This window comes from Isoptericola sp. Y541, from assembly GCF_059445465.1.
Window position 1 is genome coordinate 323779 of record NZ_JCAIUJ010000003.1, and the last position, 15430, is coordinate 339208.

Genomic DNA, 15430 nt, shown 5'->3' on the forward strand with positions numbered 1-15430 from the left:
ACCCGGCGTCGGCCGCGAGCAGGCGAGAGCGTCGCGGCACCATCTCCGCCATTTGTGAAGAACTTCACAAGCCCTGAAGGCGCAGGCCAGAGGCTGTGGTCTTACCATAGAGACGGCGTCAGAACCGACGCCGACACAGCGGCCGCAGCCCCGCGGTCAGCACCCGGAGGGGACCATGAACACCACTCGCAACGCCCAGCGACCGGCTCGCACCGTCGGCCTCGTCGCTCTCATCGCCGGCATTCTTATGATCGGGGCCGGCGCGGCCACCTGGGCCACGGTCAGCTCCCAGCTGTCCGCCCAGAACATCACCGTCTCCGAGGATGCGGCGTTCCTCGCCGGCGACACCGTCGACGGTCCCCTCTCCGCATACGCCCAGGCGCAGGTCATCGACAAGCACGCGCTGGAGGCGACGGGCGGCCAGACCTACTCCGAGCTGGGTCAGGACGACCCGCTGCGCGCCACCGCGATGAACGCCTCGTTCCTGCGCGCGTCGCTGTTCACCTCCGTCGTGGCGTACGGCGTGAGCGCCCTGGTCATGGGCCTCGGCGTCCTCTTCGGGCTGCTCGGCTGGACGCTCGGCCGCCTCGGCGCCGAGCCCGCCGTCGCCCCGGCCGCCGCCCCCGCAACAGCCCCGGCCCGTGGGCGGCTCCACCCGGCGGTCTGACCCCCTCGCGCCAGGTCACCGCACGGCCCGTCCCCGGTCCACGGAGGCGGGCCTTGCGGCGTCCGGGCTCCCGGCGGGACACGATGGACCTCGTGACCCCCGCCCCGTCGCCCGACCCCGCCTCCCCCGCCTACCCGGTCGCCGCCCGCACGGCACCCACGCTGGCGGCGCTGGACGCCCACCTCGTGGAGTGTCGCGCCTGCCCCCGCCTGGTCGCGTGGCGTGAGGAGGTGGCCCGCGAGCGCCGGGCCGCGTTCCGCGACGAGGAGTACTGGGGGCGGCCGGTGCCGGGCTTCGGCGACCCGCGTGCGCCCGTCGTCGTCGTGGGGCTGGCCCCGGCCGCGCACGGCGCCAACCGCACGGGCCGCATGTTCACCGGCGATCGCAGCGGCGACTTCCTCTTCGCGGCGATGCACCGCACGGGCTTCGCGAACCAGGCCACGTCGGTGGCGGCCGGCGACGGGCTGGAGCTGCGGGGGATCCGGGTGACCGCGCCCGTGCGGTGCGCGCCGCCGGCCAACAAGCCCACCCCCGAGGAGCGCGGCCGGTGCGCGCCCTACCTGGCGCGCGAGCTCGAGCTGGTGGGTTCCGTGCGGGTGGCCGTCGCGCTCGGGGCGATCGGCTGGCAGGCCCTGCTCACCGCCCTCGCCGAGCAGGGCTGGGAGGTGCCACGGCCCCGGCCGCGGTTCGCCCACGGCGCCGAGACGACGCTCGCCCGGCGCGACGGCTCCCCCGGCACCCTCACGGTGCTCGGCTGCTTCCACGTCTCGCAGCAGAACACCTTCACCGGGAGGCTCACGCCGGCCATGCTCGACGCCGTGCTGCTCCGGGCGCGCGAGCTCGCGGACGCCGCCGGCGACGACGGAGGAAGACCTTGGAGAAAGGTGGAGGAATAGGCGCGCCCGGCACCTCCCCCGCACGCTACGGTCGCGACGTGACCGTCACCATCCTCACCGGGCCCCCGGGCGCCGGGAAGACCACCGTGGCCGCGCTGCTCGCGCTCGACGCGGACCGCCCCACCGTCAACCTCACGACCGACACGTTCTACCGATCGATCGTCCAGGGCCACGTGCCGCCGTACCTCGCCGGCTCCCAGGCGCAGAACGAGACCGTCGCCGCCGCGATCGTCGGCGCGGTGAGCGCCTACGTCCGGGGCGGGTACGACGTCGTGACGGACGGAGTCGTCGGGCCGTGGTTCCTGCCCCCGTTCCGCGCCGCCGCGGCGCGCGAGGGCTGGGACCTCGCGTACGTCGTCCTGCGGCCGGACCTGGACGCGACCCTCGGGCGCGCCACCGGCCGCGCCGACTCCGAGCTGCGCGACCCGGCCGCGGTGCGGAGCATGCACGCCGCGTTCGCGGACCTGGGCGACCTGGAGCCGCACGCCCGGGACACGGGCGGCGAGGAGCCCGCCGCCACGGCGGCGGCGGTCCGCGCCGCGCTCGACGACGGCGCGTTCCGGCTGCCCGTGCCGACGCCGGGCCTCCCCGAGAACCACCGCGTCGACCCACCGCTGCGAGTCGACGAGCTCGCCACGCTGCGCGGGTTCCTCGACTACCACCGCGACACCATGCGCTGGAAGACCACCGGCCTGACGGCCGAGCAGCTGCGCACCCCGCACCCGCCGAGCACCCTGACGCTCGGCGGCCTGCTCAAGCACCTCGCGCTGGTCGAGACGAACTGGCTCGCCGAGGTCTTCGACGCCGACGAGCCCATCGCGCCGTTCGACACCGTGGACTGGGACGCCGACCGCGACTGGGACTTCCACTCCGCGGCCGACGACTCCGCCGAGGAGCTGCGCGCCCTCTTCGACGCGGCCGTCGCCGACTCGGACCGTCGGCTGGCCGCCGCGGTCGCCGCGACCGACGGGCTGGACCGGGTCAGCGTCCGCGAGTCGCGTCGGGAGGGCGAGGGCGCCTTCAGCCTGCGCTGGATCCTGGTGCACCTCATCGAGGAGTACGCCCGGCACAACGGGCACGCCGACCTGATCCGCGAGGCGCTGGACGGCGCGACCGGGGAGTAGACCGACCGCCGGTCGAGCCTGCGCCCCGTGCCTCCCGGCGCGGGCGTAGCACCGTGTGCTCGGTGACGTAGCCCACCACCACCGCGAGGAGCACGACCGGGGCCATCGCGGGCGCGGCCGGACCCAGGAGCATGACCACCAGCACGGCCCCGGACACCGGGAACGGCAGGGTCGCCGCGGTCGCCGCCGCCATCCCCGCGGCGAGCGCCGGGACCGCGCCGTACCCGGGCAGGGGCGCGACCAGCACCCCGGCCGCCGCGCCGAGGAGGATGCCGGGGAAGATGGGGCCGCCGCGCAGCGTCCCGAGCGACACGGCGTAGGCGATCCCCTTGAACGCCAGCAGGGCGACCAGCACCCCCACGCCCCATGCCTCCGGGTCGGCGGCCAGCGGTCCGAGCAGCGACTGTCCCGACAGCGCCACGTCCTCGGGCGAGCGCCCCGAGACCAGGGCGTAGGCCGCGGCGCAGACGCCGACGACCAGCGCGCCCGCGACGGCGGCCCGGAAGGGGCGCGCCGCCGCCCGCCGCGCGACGGCGGCACCCAGGTCGTGCACGAGCCGCACCCCGACGGCGACGAGGACTGCCACAGGGATCGTCCACAGCACGTCGCCGAGGTCCGGCCGCGCCGGGGCGTCGAGGTGCGGCAGGGCCAGCGACGCGATCTCCAGCCCGGTCCAGCTCCCCAGGCCGGTGAACACGAGCGCGCCGACCCCGGAGGTCAGCAGGGACGGGAGCACCACGCCCACGAGCCGCGCCCCGGCGAGCCCGCCGAGCGCGGCCGCCTCGACGACGAAGACGGCGCCCACGAGCGGGCTGCCGAAGATGGCCGACAGTGCGGCGGCGGACCCGGCGACGGCGAGGACCTGGCGCGTCGGGTCGTCGAGGGCCGCGTCCCAGGGCCGCACCAGCAGGAGGGCGAGCGCCGCGCCGACGGCCAGCAGCGGCGCCTCCGGCCCGAGGACGACGCCGAGCGGCAGACCCGCCAGCGCGGCGAGCAGGATGCCGGGCACATGGGAGGCGGGCACCGGCCCCATCGCCAGGCCGTCCACCGGCACGTGGCCGCCGTGCCCCGGCAGGGACCGGACGGCGAACCCGACGGCGAGGCCTGCGAGCGCCAGCCAGGGCAGGGGCCACCACCAGGGCACGTCGTCGAGGCCCGCGGCGGCGGGCAGCACGTCCCACACCAGGTGGGTCAGCTGGTGCAGCGCCGCGAGGAGGCAGAAGGCCGCGACCGACACGGGGATGCCCAGCGCGGCGGACATCCCGAGGAGCCTTGCGTGGTCGCGCACGGACCGGACCGGCGTCGTGTCGCTCGTCGTCGCGTCGTTCATCGTCGCCCCGCATCCTCGCCGGCGTGGTCCCCCGCACCGTCGGCAGCACCGTCCGGGGCACCCGCGGCCGCGCCGGATCGCAGTCGCCCGGCCACGACCGGGAAGACGAGCACCGACACGACGGCAGCGCTGACGAGCGCCGCGGCGTCGGCCGTCGGCAGCAGGCCCGCCGTCGTGCCCACCGTGGCGATGACGACGACGAGCGGCAGCGCGGTGGCCGCCATCAGGCCCAGCGCGAGCGCGTCCGTGGTGCCCAGCGCGCGCCGGTGGGCCAGGAACGTGGGCACGCACCGCACCACGAGGAAGAGGATCACGAACACGGGCACCGTGACGAGCACCCACGGGTCCGCGACCATCGCCTGGACGTCGAGGGTGACGCCGCTCATCACGAAGAAGACGGGGATGAAGAAGCCGAACCCGATGCCCTCGAGCCGCGACTCGACGACCTCGGCCTCCTGCGGGTCGCCCGAGGACAGGAACAGGTGCACGAGGATGCCCGCGGTGAACGCCCCGAGCACGGGGTCGAGGCCGAGCGCCAGGGCCAGTGCGAACATGGCGATCACCACCAGCACGCAGAGCCGCACCCCCACCTGCGAGCTGGTGCCGAGCGTGGCGGTGACGACCTTCCCGAGGCGCGGATGGCGCCGCTTGCGCGCGAGCCACGCCCCGGCGACGGCGAGGGCCGCGAACGCGGCCAGGACGACGACCGTGTGGGCGGGCCGGTCCCCGCTAAGGACGAACGCGATCGCGAGGATCGGTCCGAACTCCCCCACCGCCCCGACGGCGAGCACCCGGTCGCCGAACGGCGTCCCCGTGGCGCCGCCGTCGCGCACGATCGGCAGGATGACGCCGAGCGCCGTCGTGGTGAGCGCCAGCCCGACGACGAGCCCCGTCTGCGGCCCCGCGAGCAGGATGCCCAGCACCAGTCCGAGCACGAGCGAGGCCGCCCAGCTCCCGACGGCGCTGCGCAGCGGACCGCCGCGGATGCGGGAGAACTCGATCTCGTATCCGGCGAGGAACATGAGGAAGGCGAGACCCAGGTCGGAGAGCGCCCCGACGACGTCGGTCTCGTGCACGAGCCCCAGCGCCGCCGGGCCGAGCAGGATGCCCAGGAGGATCTCGATCACGACCGAGGGGAGCCGGACGACCGGCTCCAGGCGGTCCACGACCAACGGTGCGACGACCCCCGCCGCGGCCACCAGGGCCAGCATGGTCACGGTCTCGAGATCCACGTCCCGTCCTTCGGTCCCGTCCTGCTCCTCGCCGTCCTCCCCGGAGTGTGCCGGCCCTCGGCCGACCGGATCAGCCCAGCAGCTTGGCCTTGGCCGCGGTGAACTCGGCGTCCGACAGCACGCCCGCCGTGCGCAGGTCGCCCAGCCGCTTCAGCTGGGTGATCAGGTCGTCCTCGCCGGGGCCCGCCGGCGCGGGTGCCCCCGGCGGCGTCGGCGCGGGCGGCTGCTGGTACTGCGGCGCCGGGGGCCGCTGCGCCTCGTACTGCTGGGCCTGGTACTGGTCGGCGGCGTAGCGCTGCTCGTCGCGCGCCGCGGCGCGCCGGTTCATCGCCCGGCTGGTGGCGTTCGCCGTGCCGGTGATCACTGCCGTGCGAGCCATCGTCCCGATCAGCCCGGGCCGGCCCATCCGTCCCAGAGGCGGCATCTCAGCTCTCCTTCGCGAGCTCGGCGGTGAGCTCCTCGATCGCGGCGGCGGGCACCCGGGTCCAGTCGAGGACCTGCCCACCGGCCCCGTGGACGGCGCCCGCGAGGCCACGTGCCCAGGTGTGCTCGAAGACGAGCATGCCGACGGCCGACCCGGGGGCCAGGTCCTCGGCGACCGCGTCCACGTCGTCCGCGGCCAGCAGCCCGGCGGGTTCACCCACGATGCGGGCCAGCTCGTCGTCGCCGCCCTCGGTGGCCTCGAGCCACTCCACCGTGCCGTCGTCGGCCTTGCGGATGAGGAGCGCGTCGAGCACGTCGATCGTGCCGGCGTCGACGAGCTTCCCGAGCTCCGCGATGATCTCGCCCCGGAACTCGGCCCGGGGGAACTCGATGAGCACGAGCTCCACCGGCGCGCCGGCCGCGGATCCGTCGCGTCCCGTTCCCGTCGTACCGGTCATGCGACCACCACTTTCCCTCGACGTTGAGATCCCCCTGACGGTCGGTCGCCGCCGCGTCGCCTTAGCGGCCCGGCGTGCCGTCCGCCTTGATGATCCGGTCGCCGGAATCAGTCCGCAACAGCAGGCGCCCGCACACCGCCGGCCGGGCGACGAGGAAGGCGACGACGGATCGTGCTCAGGCCCTGCCGACCGCCACGCCCGGCCCGCCGGCCACGCGGCGCACGTACGCGGTGGCCGGCGCCTCGAGCTCGGCGCGGAGCCGTTCGAAGGTCGCGACGCCGGCCCGCCCCGGCCAGTCGTGGGGCAGCGCGCCGGGCGGGAGGCCAGGGTCGACGGCCGGGATCAGGCGCCAGTCGTCGAGGACCCGCGTCCAGCGCGCGAACGCCTCGCTCCCTGCGGCGGCGTCCTCGGCCTGGCCGGCATGGCCGGCATGGCCGGCATGGCCGGCGTCGTCCGCGTGCCGCGCCAGGAACCCGTGGTGCAGCGCCGCGAGCCGGTCGAGGTCCCACCACCGCGCGGCGGCCTCGGCGAAGGGGCCCGCGGTGCGCGGCGTCGACGTGACGAAGAGCGTCGCCGCGTCCCGCAGCCCGAGGGAGTCCAGGATCTCGTCCACCTCGCCGGTCAGGTGGGCCGGGCAGATCCACAGCCCGGTCGCGACGTGCCCGCACCCGATCCCCGCCAGGTGGCGGCGCAGCTGGTGGCGGGCGTCGCGCCGCGTCTCCGGCACCGTGTACGACACCAGGCACCAGGGGTCCGCCTCGCCCTGGGGGCGGTAGGTGAAGATGCGCCGGTCGCCGCGCTCGAGCATCCAGGTGGCGCCGGGGGCGAGCCGGTAGCCGGGCCGCCCGCGCACGGACGCGGCGTCGAGCAGGCCGCGGGCCTTGACCCGGGAGACCGCGCTGCGGGCGCTCGGGCCGCCCACCCCGATCTCGCCCAGGAGCGCGACGAGGTCGGCCGCGGCGATCGCCCCGCCGACCTGGCGCAGGTAGGCGCCGACGACGGTGCGCACCAGCGACGTCGCGCTGCCGGGCCGGGCCTCGACGTCGTCGAGGACGGCGGGCGGGTCGGTCGCCACAGGGCTGTCAGCTGCCGTCAGCCCGCGCGGCGCAGGAGGGCGGACCGGACGGCCTCGACGCCCACGCGCACCTCGTCGAACGACGTCGACAGGGGCGACAGGCCGAGGCGGATGCCGTGCGGGCGGCGGAAGTCGGGCACGACCCCCTGCTCCCACAGCTCGGCCACGACGTCCGCGAACTCGGGGTGGTCGATCGTCACGTGCGAGCCGCGGCTCTCGGCGTCGCGCGGGGAGGCGACCTCCACGCCCAGCGGCACCAGCAGCTCGTCGGTCAGCTCGAGCGCGAACCGCGTGAGCCGCACCGACTTGGCGCGGATCGCGTCCATGCCGGCGGCCGAGATCAGGTCGAGCATGTCCTGCATCGCCAGCATCGAGGTGATGGCCGGCGTGCCGGACACGAACCGGCGGATCCCGGCGTGCGGGGCGTAGGCCGGGCCCATCTCGAAGGGGGCGTCGGCACCCATCCAACCCTGGATCGGCTGGCGCAGCTGGTCGACCAGGTCGGAACGCACGTAGCCGAAGGCGGGCGAGCCCGGGCCGCCGTTCAGGTACTTGTACGTGCACCCGGCGGCGAGGTCGGCGCCCCACTCGTCGAGCGCGACCGGCACCGCCCCCGCCGAGTGGCACAGGTCCCACAGGACCAAGGCGCCGGCGTCGTGGGCCAGCCGCGTCACCTGCGCGGCGTCGGTGCGATACCCCGAGCGGTACGCGACGTGGCTGAGCAGCACCAGCGCGGTGCGGTCGCCCAGCACCGCCCCGACGTCGGCCGGCGTCACGCCCGCCGCGGGGTCCGGGTGCAGCCATACGAGCCGCTTGCCGCGCTCGGCCGCGATCCCCTCGAGCAGGTAGCGGTCCGTGGGGAAGTTCCCCGAGTCGACCACGATCTCGTCGCGCCCGGCGACGGCCGGCAGGTCGAGCGCCGCCCGCACCAGCTTGTAGAGGACGACCGTGGTCGAGTCGCCGACGAACGTCTGGCCGGGTGCCGCGCCGAGGACGACGTCGCCGATCCGGTCGCCGAGCGTCAGCGGCAGCTCGTACCAGGACTCGTCCCAGCCGCGGATGAGGCGCGCCCCCCACTCCTCGGTGGCGAAGCCCGCGAGACGGCGAGCCGCGGCCCTCGTGGGGCGGCCCAGGGAGTTGCCGTCGAGGTAGGCGACCACGTCGTCGGACGGCACGAAGCGGTCCCGGTAGGCGGCGAGCGGGTCGGCGACGTCGAGCGCGGCGGCGCGGGCCGCGGGGGTCGGTGCGGCTGCGGGGATGGTCACGGCGCGTCCTCCTCGGGGGCGATGGCGGGGGTGATGGCGGTATCAGGGTCGGCGACGACGGTGGCGTGGGCGAGGAGCTCGACCAGCTCGGCGGCTCCGGTGGCGGCGTCGGGCGGGCTGCCCGGCAGGAATGTCGCCAGGCCGGGCACGGGCCGGGAGGTCAGCGCCCGGAGCAGGGCGGGGGCCTCCAGGCCGGCGTCGCCCAGCGCCCGTAGCTCGCGGACGTTCAGCCCGACGGGCAGCGACCCGTTGCCGAGGTCGGTGCCGTAGGCGACCACGCCGCCCGCGGTGTGGAAGCGCCGCAGGTTGTCGAGCGCGGCCTCCCGGTCCCGCTCCTGCTGGGCGTCGGGCGTGCCCCAGCCGTGGATGTCCAGCGTGCTGACCCAGACCTGCCGTGCCGCGGCGGCCTCGACGACCGCGTCGGACAGGCGCTCGGTCCACGGGGTGTGCGCGAGCCGGTCGACGCCGGCCGCGAGCGCCCGCTCGGCCTGGCCGTGCCCCTCGGCGTGCGCGACGACGGGCACGCCGTGCGCTCGGGCCGCGCGCACGACCGCGGCCAGCGCCGCGTCGTCCAGCATCGGCCCCCCGGAGTGCAGCGTCACCTTGACGTACGAGGCGCCGACCCCGACCTGGCGGGCGACGGCGGCCTCGGCGTCCTCGGGCGAGGCGACGGGCTCGACGCAGCCGTCGGGCGCCCACGACCGGTCGGACGGGTACCCGCCGGGGGCGGCGAGGAACGCGCCGGCGAACCGGACGTGCGGGAAGCCGGGCGTGCCCGGCCAGGTCGCGGCCCGGCCCGGCTCCGCGCCGAGGTCGTCGACACCGGCGATCCCGGCGGCCCGCAGCACGCCGGGGCCGCCGCGCTCGGCGAGGGATCCGTCGAGGAGGGCCAGGTGCACGTGCGCGTCGACGAACCCGGGCAGCAGGACGCCGCCGTCGACAGGGCGTGCGCGCGGGACGCGGCGCGGCAGCCCCCCGGTGGTTGAGCCTGTCGAAACCCCCATCAGGCGCCGAGCTCCGTGCGCACGGCGAACAGCTCGGGGAAGAAGGTGAGGTCGAGGGCCTTCTTGAGGAAGGCGGCGCCCGAGGACCCGCCGGTGCCGCGCTTGAAGCCGATGATGCGCTGCACGGTGCGCAGGTGGCGGAACCGCCAGAGCTGGAAGTTGTCCTCCAGGTCGACGAGCTCCTCGCACGCCTCGTAGGCGGACCAGTGTGCCTGCGGGTCGGCGTAGATCGCCCGGAAGACCTCGACGAGGCCCTCGTCGTGGGTGTGGGCGCGCGTGACGTCCCGCTCCAGCAGGTGCCGCGGGACGGCGTGCCCCTGGCGCGCGAGGTAGCGCAGGAACTCGTCGTAGACGCTCGGCTCGGCGAGCAGCCGAGCGAGCACCGCCTGCGCCTCGGGCTCGGCGTCGAAGACCCGCAGCATGCGGTGGTTCTTGTTGCCGAGCAGGAACTCCACCGCGCGGTACTGCCACGACTGGAACCCCGACGCGTTCGCGAGGGAGCCCCGGAACTCGCCGTACTCACTCGGGGTGAGCGTCGCAAGCACGGACCACTGCTCGGTCAGCGTCTTCTGGATGTGCTTGACCCGCGCGATGCGCTTGAGCGCCGCCGGCAGGTCGTCCGCGGCCAGGAGCTCGCGCGCCGAGAGCAGCTCGTGGAGCACCAGCTTGAGCCACAGCTCCGTCGTCTGGTGCTGGACGATGAAGAGCATCTCGTCGTGGTGCTCGGGGCTGCTCACGGGGACCTGCGCGGACAGCAACCGGTCCAGCTGCAGGTACGACCCGTACGTCATCCGGTCGCGCAGGTCGGTGACGATCTCGGCCTCGAGCTCACGCTCGTTGGACGACGGCGGCGAGGGGGGCGTCGGCGGCTCGGACGGCGTGGGGTGGGCCATGCGGCCCGAGCGTACTGCAGGATCGTGACGGCCGTCCGACAATCGCATCATGGGCGACCGGACGACCGACGGCGGGGGCGCGCCGACCGCGGCCGCCGCCTACATTGGGTCCCGACCTGACCGCGCACGGACCGGGGAACGATGCACCAGGCACGGACGACCGCCATCGGCGAGGGGCGCGCGGACGGCGACGACCCCGCCGCCGGGATCGCGTCGGCGCTCGCGGTGGCCGGTGTCGCGCCGGACGAGGAGCGGCTGTACCGGCTGCTCGTGACCGTCGGCACGTCGGACGTGCCCCACCTGGCCGAGGTGCTCGGGTCCCCGAGCGACGCCGTCGCGGAGGTCCTCGGCCGCCTCGTCGAGCACGGCCTCGCCGCGGCCCACGGCGAGCCGGCGCGGTACACTGCGACGGCCCCCGAGGTCGCCCTCGGCCCGCTGCTCCTAGACACCCAGGCGGCGCTGCACCAGGCCACGACGGCGATCGCCGAGCTCGCCGAGGAGCACCGCGCCAGCACCCGCCGGCGCCATGCGGACCGGCTGGTCGAGGTGGTCACCGGCCAGGCGGCGCTGCGGCAGGCGCTGCGCAGCCTGCAGCTCTCCACGCGCTCGGAGATCCTGTGGTTCTGCCGGGCGGGGCACGTGGCGATGCCCTCGACGGAGAACGACGAGGAGTTCGCCATGCTGGCCCGCGGCGTGCGGTACCGGGTGGTCTACGAGCAGGCGTTGCTCGAGGAGCCGGGCATGATCGACAGCCTCGTGCTCGGCGTCGAGGCGGGAGAAGAGGCGCGGGCGGCCCCGTCGCTCCCGGTCCGGCTGGCCGTGGCGGACGGCTCGGTCGCCCTGCTCCCGCTGGTCCCGGCGCGCGACGGGGTCACCGAGCCGACCGCCGCCCTGGTCCGCGACAGCGACCTGCTCACAGCCCTGATCGCCCTGTTCGAGAGCTACTGGGTGAGCGCCTCCCCGCTCCTGGTCGCCGGTGCCAGCAAGCGAGGCCGAGACGGCGACGGGGGCGGGGGCACGCTCGCCGCCCGGTCCCCCGCCGCTCCCCTGGCCACCGACGAGCGTCGGCTGCTGTCGCTGCTCGTCGCCGGCGTGAGCGACAAGGCGATCGCGACCCGGCTGGGGATGAGCACCCGCACCGTGCAGCGCCGGGTCAGCGACCTGATGGACCTGACCGGGGCGCAGACCCGGATGCAGTTCGCCTGGCAGGCCGCCCAGCGCGGGTGGCTGACCGACGACGGCTCCCCCGCGCGCCCAGCCGGCCAGCCGGCCGGCCACCCCGGCGGTCACGCGATGCCGTAAGCGCGCTCCACCGTCTGCCGCACCGTGTTGCCGTCGGCGTCACGCACCCGCACGTCCAGGGTCACCGGCCCGGTGCGCCTGCCCTGCACCACGCGGGCGTCGAACGTGCGCCCGTCGCGGGACCGCGACACGTCCAGCCGCTCCCAGGTCGCCCCGTCGTCGAACGAGACCCGCGCCTCGAGCGCTGCCACGCGCGGCGCTCGGCCCGACAGCCCGGGGTGCTCCACCCGGAACGCCACGTCGTGGAACGGCCGGCGCGTGTCCACGAGGTTGTCGAGGCCGACGGGCACGTCGTAGTCGACGCGCATCATCGGCAGCCCGGCCGACCGGCCCTCGGCGGGACGCCGCGAGCCGAAGGTCCACACCGACTCGGTCGTGGTGGCGAAGGCCCAGTCCGACCCCACGCGCCGGGTCGTCAGCTCGACCTGGTACTTCGCCGTGTGCTTGCTCGCCCGGAAGGTGCCCCAGACGGGGCCCTCGCCGATGACCTCGCCGTCCTCGAGCACCCGCCCTGTGACCTCGGGCGCCGCAGCCCGGGCGGACGTCTCCCCGGCACCCTGGACGAACTCGGGCACCTCGATCGTCAGCTCGTCGCCCGTGCGGGACGCCTCGCGGACGGCCGGCCGCTGCACGCCGCCGTACCAGTCGTAGGTGACCTTCTCGCCGGGGTCGTACGTGCGCAGCTCGTGCGACGCGCCGCCGCTGATCGGGTTCAGCTCGTCCCATGTGTCCTGGTGCAGCACGTGCTGGCGCCAGAGGGTGTCGCCGGCCGACACGTACTCGGTGCGCGCCTGCGGTGTCCGCAGCTCGTGCTGGGACTCGACGATCGTGGACCGCTGCCACGGCCGCCACGCGAACCGCTGCTCCTTGGACCACTCGGTGCCGCCCATCTCGTGGTACCTCGCGGTGATCATCGCGGTGTTCGCCCGCGACACCTCGTGCACGACGTGCTCGGGGACCCGGCCCGCCGACACCTGGACGACGTCGTACCGGTACGCGGACTGCTGGTCCCCGCTCACCTTCAGCCGGGTCCGCCCCCGCTCCAGTCGGTCCGCGAGCTGCCGCACCTCCTCGGGTGCCAGGACCGCGACCGGGACCGGCAGCCGCTCGCCGCGGCCCGTGAACTTCACCCACCACGACAGCCCCTCCGCCGGCGCGATCAGCACCATCGCGGCGCTCGCGTCCGCCGCGGCCGCGGCGGCGGCCCGCTCCTGCCCCTTGCTGTCCAGGTGCACGACGACGACCGCCCCGGCGACGTCCCGCCCGGCGTAGTCCTCGGCGAGCCCGCGCCCGACGTCGACGACCGGGAGGGCGCCGCGCAGGTCCGCCTGCGGCGAGTACCGCTCGTACTTCGGCCACAGGTCCAGGCCGCGCCCGTGGCTGCCGGGCTCCCGCACCCGGAGCATGGGGGCCGAGAGCTGCCAGCGGGACGTGAACTCGAAGTAGCCGCCGTCCGCCCGCGCGGTGGGCGTGACGTTGATCTTCGAGGTCCCGTCGAACTTCATCGTCGAGTTCGACATGGTCCGGGTCCCGGTGTCGCGGTACGTCGTGAACCCGAGCGTGCCGCGCGGCTCGGCCGGCCGCGGCGTGTCGATCTGCACGCGGTTCGCGTCGCGGGCGTCCAGCACGAGCTCCCTGTCCCCGGTGATCTCCAGGTCCGGGTCGACGATCACCGACGACTCCCCCTGCCCGTCGTTCACCATCGCGTGCAGGAAGTACGAGCCCTCGCCCACCTGCACCTGACGCGTCTCGCCGGGCTTGTCGAAGGTGAGGACGTCGAACCGCGGATCGTCGCCCAGCAGGACCACGGGGCTCGCCATGGCCTCCTCGCCCGCCCGGTTGACGCCCCGGACGGTCACCGTGTGGATCGGCGGGTCCTTGACGACGCCGACGGTGGTGTGCACCACGGTGTCGCCGGCGGTGGCGGTCAGCCAGCCGGTGTGCTGCCCCACGGGCAACGCCCCGACGTCGGCCGCGACCTCCGTGGTGGCGCTGCCCCCGGCCGGGACGGTCACCGAGTCCGCGCCGACGTCGACCGCGCCACCCGTCGGGTCCCCGTGCCCGTCGGTGAGGTCCAGCCGCAGGGACAGCTCGACGTCGGCGTCGCCCGTGTTGGTCCAGGTGACCTCCGCGGTGGCGGGGGCCGTGTCGCCGTCGGTGAAGCTCCCGAGGTGCACGCTGCCCGTGCCGGACACGGTCTGCGTGAACGCCCGGGCGACGTCGACGCGCCCGCCGCCCTGCTCGTACGCGGTGTCGCCGCCCTTGACGGACGTGCTGACCAGGGCGTCCTTCAGCCGCGGCCCGGACCAGTCCGGGTGCGCCGCCGCGAGGAGCGCGGCAGCGCCGGCCACGTGCGGCGCGGCCATGGAGGTGCCGCTGGCGGCCGTGTAGAGGTCGTCGACCGGCGAGCCCAGGGACGTCCCGGCCGCGCGCGCGGCGACGATCCCGACGCCGGGGGCGGTGAGGTCCGGCTTGACGGCCAGGTCGCCGAGCCGCGGACCACGGCTGGAGAAGTCGGCGAGAACGTCGTCCCGGTCCACCGCCCCGACGGTCAGCGCCGAGTCCGCGGCGCCCGGGGCGCCGATCGTCCCGTCGCCCGGTCCCTCGTTGCCGGCGGCGACGACGAACAGCACGTCGTCGGCCGCGGACAGCTCGTCGACCGCCTGGCTCAGGGGGTCCGTGCCGTCGGTCGCACCGCCGCCCAGGCTCAGGTTGACGACGTCCGCCCCCGCGCCGGCGGCCCACTCCATGCCGGCGATGATGTCGGACTCGTAGCCCGAGCCCTCGTCCGACAGGACCTTGCCCGAGAGGATCTCGGCGCCGGGCGCCACGCCGGCGCGGCGGCCGTCGGAGCCGGCACCCGTCCCGGCGACGGTCGACGCCACGTGCGTGCCGTGCCCGTGCCCGTCGTGCGCGGTCGGGGTCGGGGAGAAGTTCTCCTGCGCCGCGACCTTGCCCGCCAGGTCCGGGTGGTCCGCGTCGACGCCGGTGTCCAGCACCGCCACCGTCGCCCCGCTGCCGTCGACGCCGGCGTCCCACACGGTGGGGGCGCCGATCTGGGCGGTGCTCTCGTCCAGGTCGGCCTGCACCTGACCGTCGAGCCACAGCTTCTCCACGCCCCGGGAGAGCGTCGTCGCCCCCTCGGCGGCGCCCGCCGCCCGGGAGCCCGCGGCGCCCGTGAGCGACTCCCAGAACCGTTCGGCGTCGTCCTTGTCGACGGCGAGCGCCTGCGCGTCGATGCTCTCCAGCCGCTCCTCCTTCGCGGCCGCGGCGAAGGGCTCGGCCGCGGCCGCCCGCGCGCCGTCCGCGAAGGTGGCGATCACCGGCAGCCTGTCGGTGGAGGCGTCGTCGTACCCCTGGGAGATCAGCGCGTCGACGCCGAACAGCTCGCGGTCCAGCAGGTCCTCGGCCACGTAGGGCACGACGTCGAGCGGCAGCACGTAGAGCTCGCCGTCGATCTCCAGCTGGTGGACGTCGATCGCCTCGCGCCCCTCGCCCGGGTCGATCGTCACCGCGCGGCGGCCGTCGACCTCGTCCAGCCGGACCGTGTCGCCGGTCAGCAGCGTGACGGACGCCGACCCCGACGCCGGCGCCTCCGGGGCCGGGCTGGCGCCCGGCTCGTCCGCGGCGGCCAGGCCGCCAAAGGAGGCGGTGGCCACGGCGGCCGCCGTGAGTCCTGCGAGCAGTGAACGACGCATCCTGGTGCTCCTCTTCCCCGGGCAAGGGCTCCGACGAGCCCGCCTCCGAGGATGTGTCACCCG

General features: G+C 75.6%; 13 protein-coding genes. 4 read left to right on the forward strand and 9 right to left on the reverse strand.

The window, feature by feature from the left end:
- Positions 1-175: 175 nt before the first annotated feature.
- From AC1C2V_RS09930 to AC1C2V_RS09940, 3 genes are all read left to right on the forward strand, one after another.
- Complete coding sequence (locus AC1C2V_RS09930; protein WP_495389430.1) at positions 176-667, forward strand: aromatic ring-opening dioxygenase LigA; 492 nt, start codon at positions 176-178, stop codon at positions 665-667.
- Between the two features lie 83 nt (positions 668-750).
- On the forward strand, positions 751-1563 hold the full coding sequence (locus AC1C2V_RS09935; protein WP_495389431.1) for a uracil-DNA glycosylase: 813 nt from the start codon (positions 751-753) through the stop codon (positions 1561-1563).
- Between the two features lie 38 nt (positions 1564-1601).
- On the forward strand, positions 1602-2687 hold the full coding sequence (locus tag AC1C2V_RS09940) for a mycothiol transferase (RefSeq protein ID WP_495389432.1): 1086 nt from the start codon (positions 1602-1604) through the stop codon (positions 2685-2687).
- Here AC1C2V_RS09940 and AC1C2V_RS09945 read toward each other — a convergent pair.
- The 8 genes from AC1C2V_RS09945 to kynA all read right to left on the reverse strand — a co-directional run bounded on the left by AC1C2V_RS09945 (position 2611) and on the right by kynA (position 10367).
- Complete coding sequence (locus AC1C2V_RS09945; RefSeq protein WP_495389433.1) at positions 2611-4017, reverse strand: chloride channel protein; 1407 nt, start codon at positions 4015-4017, stop codon at positions 2611-2613. The two genes, AC1C2V_RS09940 and AC1C2V_RS09945, sit on opposite strands and share 77 nt — an antisense overlap.
- Positions 4014-5249 (reverse strand): cation:proton antiporter, encoded by a 1236-nt coding sequence (locus AC1C2V_RS09950; RefSeq protein ID WP_495389434.1) that lies wholly within the window; start codon positions 5247-5249, stop codon positions 4014-4016. Before AC1C2V_RS09950 ends, AC1C2V_RS09945 begins: the two co-directional genes overlap by 4 nt.
- Before the next feature lie 70 nt (positions 5250-5319).
- Positions 5320-5673: an SHOCT domain-containing protein gene (locus tag AC1C2V_RS09955; RefSeq protein WP_495389435.1), complete on the reverse strand. Its 354-nt coding sequence runs from the start codon at positions 5671-5673 to the stop codon at positions 5320-5322.
- A 1-nt stretch (position 5674) separates the two neighbouring features.
- Complete coding sequence (locus tag AC1C2V_RS09960; protein ID WP_495389436.1) at positions 5675-6130, reverse strand: DUF6325 family protein; 456 nt, start codon at positions 6128-6130, stop codon at positions 5675-5677.
- A gap of 175 nt (positions 6131-6305) precedes the next feature.
- A complete protein-coding gene (locus AC1C2V_RS09965; RefSeq protein ID WP_495389437.1) occupies positions 6306-7205 on the reverse strand; it encodes a PaaX family transcriptional regulator in 900 nt (299 codons plus the stop codon).
- Positions 7206-7222: 17 nt separating this feature from the next.
- Entirely contained in the window at positions 7223-8464 is a 1242-nt protein-coding gene (locus AC1C2V_RS09970) for a kynureninase (protein ID WP_495389505.1), read from the reverse strand.
- Between the two features lie 2 nt (positions 8465-8466).
- Positions 8467-9474 carry an amidohydrolase family protein gene (locus AC1C2V_RS09975; protein WP_495389438.1) on the reverse strand — a complete coding sequence of 336 codons (1008 nt, stop codon included), beginning with the start codon at positions 9472-9474 and terminating at the stop codon, positions 8467-8469.
- On the reverse strand, positions 9474-10367 hold the full coding sequence (gene kynA / locus AC1C2V_RS09980; RefSeq protein ID WP_495389439.1) for a tryptophan 2,3-dioxygenase: 894 nt from the start codon (positions 10365-10367) through the stop codon (positions 9474-9476). Before kynA ends, AC1C2V_RS09975 begins: the two co-directional genes overlap by 1 nt.
- Positions 10368-10508: 141 nt before the next feature.
- On the opposite strand from kynA, the gene AC1C2V_RS09985 reads away from it, so the two are divergent.
- A complete protein-coding gene (locus tag AC1C2V_RS09985) occupies positions 10509-11669 on the forward strand; it encodes a helix-turn-helix domain-containing protein (protein ID WP_495389440.1) in 1161 nt (386 codons plus the stop codon).
- Here AC1C2V_RS09985 and AC1C2V_RS09990 read toward each other — a convergent pair.
- Entirely contained in the window at positions 11654-15367 is a 3714-nt protein-coding gene (locus tag AC1C2V_RS09990; RefSeq protein WP_495389441.1) for a S8 family serine peptidase, read from the reverse strand. The genes AC1C2V_RS09985 and AC1C2V_RS09990 overlap by 16 nt on opposite strands.
- Positions 15368-15430: the final 63 nt, after the last annotated feature.